Here is a 1,077-nt window from a genome sequence, read left to right as displayed (position 1 = left end):
GGCATTGCAGCAACAATGATTTGATATCTTCCATGTCAGTACCTTACAAAACAGGTTTGAACAATGGCATGTTATCACTTTATGGACTCGCTTCTTTAAAAGACGGTTGGAAGTGAGAGCATGGCGAGGTTTGTAATCAAGTTGATAGAAAAAACGCCCATTAACGAGAATTAATGGGCGTTTGCTGTGTTTAGCTTGTGGTGTCGATTACTTTTGAGTTGCCGCTTTCATTGCTGAGACAAATTCACCAAGCTTATCGAGCATGATTTGCGGTTGCTCTACGTGTGCTTCGATGATTTTTACGACTGCTGAACCCGAAATTGCACCTGCAGCACCCGCTTCAATGGCTTGTTTTACTTGTGCTGGTTCAGAAATGCCGAAACCAAGTAACGCTGGTGGTGCATCAAACTGGTTTAGCTTTTCAAGCATGTGGTCAACTGGCATGTTAGCTTTGGTTTCTGCACCCGTCACACCCGCGCGCGAAAGCAGGTAAGTGTAGCCGCCGCCTAATTCAGAAACTTGTTTTAGTGTCTCGTCACTTGCCGTTGGTGGTGCGATAAAGATTGGGTGGATTCCAAATTTCTCTGCCGCGGCTACGAACTCTGCGCTTTCGTTAGTCGGAACGTCTGCAATGAGAACGGAATCGATGCCCGCTTTTGCACAGCGCTCGTAGAAGCTCTCAATACCGCGTGAGTATACAAGGTTGGCGTACATCAATAGACCAATTGGCAGGTCTGGGTACTTTGCTCGAATTTTTCCGATTTGCTCAAAACAGATATCCGGAGTTGCACCCGAATCTAACGCTCGAATGTTGGCTCCTTGAATTGTTGGGCCGTCCGCCAATGGGTCTGAGAACGGAATACCAAGTTCAAGCGCATCAGCGCCAGATTCAACCAGTGTTTCCATGATCTTGTACGATTGATCGGCGTTTGGATCACAAACCGTCACGAATGGTACAAATGCGCCTTGGTTTTTCTCGTTTAGGCGTGCAAACATCTTCTCATAACGGCTCATTAGATTGCTCCTTTTTCTTCTAAGATGGCGTGTACGGTGAAGATGTCTTTGTCACCACGACCT

The 1,077-nt window shown here is 46.6% G+C and carries 1 protein-coding gene; it reads right to left on the bottom strand.

Annotated features, from left to right (window positions below; translation table 11 throughout):
• Positions 1-207: 207 nt before the first annotated feature.
• Entirely contained in the window at positions 208-1,014 is an 807-nt protein-coding gene (gene trpA, locus R7O13_RS24485; RefSeq protein WP_069488631.1) for a tryptophan synthase subunit alpha, read from the bottom strand.
• Positions 1,015-1,077 lie beyond the last annotated feature (63 nt).

The organism is Vibrio sp. Y176 (assembly GCF_033438945.1).
Note: the sequence above shows the minus strand (reverse complement) of the source record. Positions and strands in the feature narration are given on the sequence as shown.

Excerpts from the sequence above, each read along its gene's own strand:
- trpA (WP_069488631.1), bottom strand. The coding sequence starts at position 1,014 with ATGAGCCGTTATGAGAAGATGTTTGCACGCCTAAACGAGAAAAACCAA.